Here is a 6,508-nt window from a genome sequence, read left to right on the forward strand (position 1 = left end):
CACATCAGCCGAACAGATCGTCAGCGGCGAGCGCGGTCAGCATCGCGATCAGACCATTACCCAATATGGCTCAGACGTGGATGTGGGGCAGGACCTGAAAGTGACCGCCGGCCGTGACCTGACGGTCATTGGCAGCCAGATTGACGCCAAGCGCGATGTGACTATGAGCGCTGTCGGCGACTTGACCCTGGCCTCGGCGGCGGATGAACAGCACTCGTATAGCAAGAGTAAGAAGGTTACGAGCCAGGAGGATCATGTCAGTCAGGTGTCTAGCTCGGTCAATGCGGGGGGCAGTATTGCGCTCAGTGCGGGCAAGGATCTGGACCTGATTGCCAGTCGGGTGAGTGCAAAGGATGAAGCTTATCTGTACGCCGGCAATGACGTGAATATGGAGACAGCGGATAACGTCGACTACTCCTACTACTCGAAAACCAAGAAAGGCACGTGGGGTAAGAAAAAGTCGACGATGACCGAAACCGACAGCGTCATGTCTGTCAGTTCGAGTGTCGAGTCCGGGAAAAAATTGGTCATCTCCGCCGGGCAAGATTTCAACGCCACCGGCGCCAAGCTGAACAGCGATGGGACATTGCTCGCTACCGCTGGCCGCGACATCAATCTCGATGCCGCCGAAGACTATGCAAGTCAGGCCAACGCCTCATCTAAAAAGGGCTGGTCCTCCAGCAAGTCCAGCAGCTCGGAAGTCACGCAGACCCATTTGAACAGCACCGAATTGGTCGCCAAAAACATCGAGCTGAAAGCCGACAACGACATCTCGCTGACGGCCGCTGCACTGCGTGCTGAAGAAGCAGTGAAACTCACCGCCGGCAACGATGTATTGATTGGTGCTGGCGAGGAAACTCAAACATCCTCTCAGTCGAAAAGCTCCAGCAGGACCAGTGCAACGTTCACGGGCTTGCTGTCTTCCACGCAAAAATCACAACAAGGGCAAACGACCTCAACCCAAAGCATCGGCAGTGATATCAGCGGCGGCAGCATTCAGATCAAGAGTGGCCGCGACACGACCGTTGAGGGCAGTACGCTGGTAGCAGACAAGAACATCGGCATCGATGCCGGTCGCAATCTGGAGATCACTAGCGCTGAAAATACCGAGACTTCGAGCTCCAAATCCGGCAGTAAAAAAGTCGGTGAAATAGGCTCCTGGTGGCAGGGGGCGACAGGGATCGTCAAGCAGAAAGAAGCCGATCAATACACCTCTACTCGCCAGTCGGGCAGCCAGATCGCGTCGCTGGGCGGCGATATCAGCCTCACGGCAGGCGACCATTACACCCAAACAGCCAGTCAGTTGGTCGCGCCTCAAGGTGATATCGGCATTACCGCCAAACATGTCGATATCGAGGCTGGTTTCGACACCTTGGAATCCACCAAAACGGCCAGTACCAGCCGTACAGCCATCGGCGGAACGGTGAGCATTCCGCTGCTTGACGCGTTGCGTGGCATTCAGCAGATGGGTGAAGCGGCGCAGAAAACCAGTGATGGCCGGATGGTCGCGTTGGCTGCCGTGAATGCGGCCATGAGCGCTAATCAGGCTTTGGAGGCCGGTCAGGCATTAATGAAAAACCCGACAACTGGCGTCAAGATTAGCGCCAGTCTCAGTGACACCCGCAGTCATAGTGAAAGCAGCCAAAGCGGTCGCAATGTAGTGGGCAGCGATGTCGTGGCGGGCGGAAATGTCAAGATCGTTGCCACCGGTGACGGAACTGGCAGCGATATCAATGTGGTAGGAAGCCGGATTGAGGGCGGCGGCGATGTCAGCCTTAAAGCCGACGGAGAGATCAACCTGCTGTCGGCGCAAAACACGGCGCATCAGCAAAGCACTAACAGCAACAGCGGCTGGAGTGCCGGGATTGGGTTCGGCTTCGGTGGGACGCAGAACGGCTTCTCGCTGGACCTGGCGGCGAATGCCGGACGCGGCAGTGCTGACGGCGACGACGTCACCCAGACCAACACGTATATCAAGGGTGGCAAGAGCGTCAATCTGGAGAGTGGTGGGGACACCAACATCAAAGGCGGGGTCGTATCCGCTGACCAGGTCAAGGTCAAAGTGGGCGGTGATCTAAACATTGAGAGCCGGCAGGACACCAGCACCTACACCTCCAAACAAGAGAGCGCGAACGTCGGCGTCAGTATCTGTATTCCCCCATTCTGTTATGGCACCAGCAGTGTCAGTGGCGGCATTGCAGCGCAACACATGCAAAGCGAATACGCCAGCGTTAGCGAGCAGTCGGGGATCAAGGCCGGTAATGGCGGCTTCCAGGTCGAGGTCACCGGCAATACCGACCTCAAGGGAGCGGTTATTGCCAGTACCGACAAAGCGGTAGCCGACGGCAAAAACACCCTGAGCACCGGGACACTGACCAGCTCCGACATCAAGAACAAGGCTGAGTACGATGCCACCAGCATCAACCTGAGCGGTGGTTACGGCGGTGACATTGGCCGTGATGGAAATGGCAATGCCAGCGCCACGGCCAACCCAAATGGACCGAAAGTACCTAGTAAGGGTGGGTTTAGCGTTTCTACACCGGTGGTGCTGTACGCCGGTGACAGCTCCAGCAGCACCACCCACAGCGGGATCAGCGGCGCAGCGGTCACCATCACCAATACCGTCAAGCAGCAGGAGTTGACCGGTCAGACAGCAGAACAGGCAATTGCCGCAATCAATACCGATGTCTCCAGCGATCGCGATGGCAGTAACAAACTCAAACCGATTTTCGACGCACAAGAAATCGGCGTGGATTTCGAGATTGTTGGCAAGTTTGTGCAGAACGTTTCTCAGTACATTGAGAGTCGTGCGCGGGAAATCGATCAGAAGAAGGACCAGGCCGAGAAGGAAAAAGCGGCATCGAATGATAGGAGCTTGTCTGAAGACGATCGGATAAAGCACCACGAAAATTACCTGGTGCTCAATCAGCAGGTCAAGGAGATCGGCGATAACTGGGGAGCAGGGGGCACTTACCGGCAAATCGCAACAGCGCTGGTCGCAGGTATCAGTGGCAATGTAGCCGGCAGCGGCGCCCAGTTCGCGCAAAACATGGTGGTCAACTACGTCCAGCAGCAAGGCTCGGCGTACATCGGCGAACTGGTGAAAAAGGGCCTGAAGGAAGGTAGCCCTGAGCACGCGGCGCTGCATGCGATTCTCGGGTGTGCCGGTGCAGCCGCCAGTAACCAGAGCTGCTCGGCTGGTGCCTTGGGTGGCTCTGCCGCCAGTGTGCTGGCGGGGCTGTTCGCGGACTCTGATCCAAATGAAACCGCTGTCGAACGTGAAGCCAAGCGCAACATCATCACCAGCATGGTGACCGGTATTGCGGCCATGAGTAACCCGAACGGTTCGGCGACCGCCAACAATGCGGCCACGGCGAATGTTGATAACAACTGGTTGGCGACGCAGCAGTATGTTCAGGCGAAGAAAGAGATTGATGCTGAACCCAATTTCCTCAAAAAAATGGAAATTGCTGGAAAGTGGCAAATCACTTCTTTGCGGCAGGATTTGTTGACCGGTTCGGGGATTCTCAAAGGTTTCACTGACGGCATGGCTGGCGCGGGATTAGGCACTTTGGATAGCGCCGTTTCCTTCATGACTGACCCGGTGCAGAGCCTGAAGGCCGCAAAGGAGTTCGTATACTCCGACGAAGCTAAAGCGTTGTTGGGGGAGGCAGTCGCCGCTGCGCTCAAGTCGCAAATTGATCAAATTGGTAAGGCGGTCGTCGAAGGCGGCGATGCCAATGCAGAAAACCTCGGTAACCAGTTGGGGCAGGTGGTGGCGATTGTTGCCCAGCTCATGATGGGAGGGGGGACTAGTTCTGCCAACAGTGCGCTGAAACTTTCGGAAATGGGCATCGACGTCTCGGTCGGGACCGTGAAAAAAATGGGCGCGTCGGTTGATATCAATGCCGTCAAAACTCAGATTACCAAGTTGGACGGCGTCATGCGGGATACCGATGTGCCGGTGCTTGATCCGACGAAGCCGGTAACACCGCCAAAAACTGATGTAACGCCGCCTAAGGTTGAGGTGACACCGCCGAAAGATGTTGATCCTGTAACACCAAAATCGCCTACTGGACCTGAAAAACCAATTGAAGTCGATGACGGTATTCCGGCAACGTCAGCAATTGCACGAGAAGAGCTTCGGCTTAAACTTGCAATTGAAGCGGGAATTCCGCGATCCTTGGATCAGGTTTGGGGGGCGTCACTAGACGATCTTGTTCAGATGTATAGGATGGATGGTGCGAAAACCACGCCTAAACCTCCGAGTCCTGATAGCTCAGGAAATGCTCAAGTATTTACAGTGGAAGGGCATCCTCTAATCAAAGAAGTGCAATTTAGCCCCGAAAGCTCTCTATCTACTCATGGCGGTCAGTATTATAAATTTACCTTTACGGATGGTACTAAAGTGAAAGTTATTGATCCTGAGAACTATAAGGTTAAATACAAAGCCAACTCAGCAGGTGTGTTTGAGGCGGATCTTGAAAAAAATACAGTTTTCTATAATTCGGTTGGTCAAGGTCTGGTTTATAAAAATGACATATGGGTACTGAAATGAGCCGCTTTAGCTGGAGCGCACCTATAGTTCCGGGTGTGACACTGGCTGGGATTGAGTTGGGCACAGCACTCGAAGAGTTTAAAGTTTCGCTTGATGCGTTTTGTGTTGACTCTACAAAAGGGCTATATAAATTTCTTGGTGCGCCATTGTTTTTACTTGAAATTGTAGAGAAGCCAGGGCGGGTGTATTTTGGGTTCAGCGTTGCAGATTTAGCTCTTACGGGTTGGTATTTACAGTTTCCAGATTCAAAAAGGGTTTTGTCCGAAACAAGAGCGTTGGTGGTTGCTTTTTCGGATGGGAAGGTGTCCAACATTTCAGTATGGATGTTTGACTACTTCGACTCGTTAGGTGATAAAAAGCTTACCTACTCATATCAAGGGTGTTTGGCAGAAGGGATTAAGCTAGGTTCGCGAATGGATTGCGCGGATTTTTACTACGAACTAGATTTTGATGAAGGAGATGAGTGGTTTTATACCAGGTCCGGCGGAATAATTTTCGGTGGTGGAGGGGTAGGGGACTTGGAAGAGTCTAAGGATCAAGTTGTACTTATGATTATGGTTGTTTAGGTGGAAAGGGATAAACGAGGAAACGGGGACACCCATTAGCCGGCCCTACGTCAAGATCCAAAGCCTACCAGCCCTGCTTTTTATTGGCAGGGTGTTCCCTCGCTAAACCTGATCGGTTGAACCGGTCGACCCCGTTTCCTCGTTGCTGGCTGCGACCGGATCGCGCCAGTCACCCATATGGATCAAGCGGTGATGATGCTTGTAGTACCGCCCTGGCGGTAACCCGCCCCAGTAAAACAGCGAGCGCTCGGTTTGCAGATGCCGATTACCCAGCAACCGATTTACTCGTTTAATGGCGTGTTTGGGGTAGGTCTTGCCTGACATGAATCGGCCAAGTCCCGTCAGAGTGAGGCTTCTTTGGAGTAATGCGCTGACACAACACATCAATGTTTTCAGACGACGAGAATGGACAGTGGGAAGTGCTTGGACGAGTGCGCGGTGTAAGAATCGTATGGCCTGCATGGGATCGAGATCTTGTTTTTGTCCGATGTAATACAAGCCGCCGTCCCATGCAGGTATCTTTAATTCCTAAATTCTTGATTTATCGTAAGAAAAATTGATGATTCCTCAGGGGCTGTCCCCCGATTTTCTATCAGCCTTGAGGCGCCGAGAGCAGATCAGGACGGCTTGACTTCAACGCCGCTTCGCTGATCTTGCCCTGAGTCGAGCAGGTCAACATGCCTTTGCTGCCCGCGAGATCCCCAGGTGCCGGCTCAACCATGAAAATTCGTTCCGAGGTATCCGTTACCAACTTACCCGCTGTCTCGCCAGAGATCTCCGGTAGCCACGCTAATTGTTGTTCGGACCAAATCTCCGGCCGCGCAAAAATGCTGTTGGAGACCGGTGTACGACTTCTTCAGCGAGGCTGCGACTTGCTCAGGCGACTGCTGGACATAGAAGCCCCAATTCAACCGGCTCGGCACTGCCTGGTCGTTCCACAGCCTTTACCGTCAATCGTGTCCAAGGGTTGCCGGCCAGCAGCGGCCAGTCCAAACCCCAGAAGTACCTGATCGAAACCAACCCGGTCCTCACCAACCTCAAGCAATTCATGAGTTCGGATTACCTGTTGTCGAACCTGGGTTACGACCCCGACCAAAGCGCCAAGCGCCTGGGCGATGGCCTTTATGAACAACGCTTGATCCAGCAAGCCGTGGTCGCCCGCACCGGCCAACGCTTCATCGACGGCCAGACCAGCGACGAAGGCCTGTTCAAATACCTGATGAACAACGCCATCGCCAGCAAAACAGAGCTCAACCTGTCGCTGGGCGTCAGCCTGACCTCCGAGCAAGTCGCGGCCCTGACCCACGACATTGTCTGGATGGAAAACGCCGAAGTGAACGGCGAGCAAGTGCTGGTGCCAGTGCTGTACCTGGCCAACGCCAAC

Annotated in this window: 3 protein-coding genes and 2 pseudogenes; 3 read left to right on the top strand and 2 right to left on the bottom strand. The window is 54.1% G+C overall.

Annotation, left to right across the window (positions count from 1 at the left end; translation table 11 throughout):
* Positions 1–82: 82 nt before the first annotated feature.
* Both ACXPVS_RS26975 and ACXPVS_RS26980 read left to right on the top strand, forming a co-directional pair.
* Entirely contained in the window at positions 83–4,558 is a 4,476-nt protein-coding gene (locus ACXPVS_RS26975) for a hemagglutinin repeat-containing protein (RefSeq protein ID WP_458512614.1), read from the top strand.
* Positions 4,555–5,124 (top strand): hypothetical protein, encoded by a 570-nt coding sequence (locus tag ACXPVS_RS26980; RefSeq protein ID WP_458512612.1) that lies wholly within the window; start codon positions 4,555–4,557, stop codon positions 5,122–5,124. Before ACXPVS_RS26975 ends, ACXPVS_RS26980 begins: the two co-directional genes overlap by 4 nt.
* Before the next feature lie 228 nt (positions 5,125–5,352).
* Here ACXPVS_RS26980 and ACXPVS_RS26985 read toward each other — a convergent pair.
* Positions 5,353–5,586, bottom strand: a pseudogene (locus ACXPVS_RS26985) (IS4 family transposase); the annotation flags it as partial.
* A gap of 130 nt (positions 5,587–5,716) precedes the next feature.
* Complete coding sequence (locus ACXPVS_RS26990) at positions 5,717–5,845, bottom strand: hypothetical protein (protein ID WP_458512613.1); 129 nt, start codon at positions 5,843–5,845, stop codon at positions 5,717–5,719.
* A 216-nt stretch (positions 5,846–6,061) separates the two neighbouring features.
* Here ACXPVS_RS26990 and ACXPVS_RS26995 point away from each other — a divergent pair.
* Positions 6,062–6,508, top strand: a pseudogene (locus ACXPVS_RS26995) (hypothetical protein); the annotation flags it as partial.

This window comes from Pseudomonas sp. Ma2-10 (assembly GCF_054330215.1).

What these genes read in the sequence shown, in the direction of transcription:
- ACXPVS_RS26990 (WP_458512613.1), bottom strand. Translation starts at nt 5,845, where the DNA reads ATGGTTGAGCCGGCACCTGGGGATCTCGCGGGCAGCAAAGGCATGTTG.
- ACXPVS_RS26980 (WP_458512612.1), top strand. Translation starts at nt 4,555, where the DNA reads ATGAGCCGCTTTAGCTGGAGCGCACCTATAGTTCCGGGTGTGACACTG.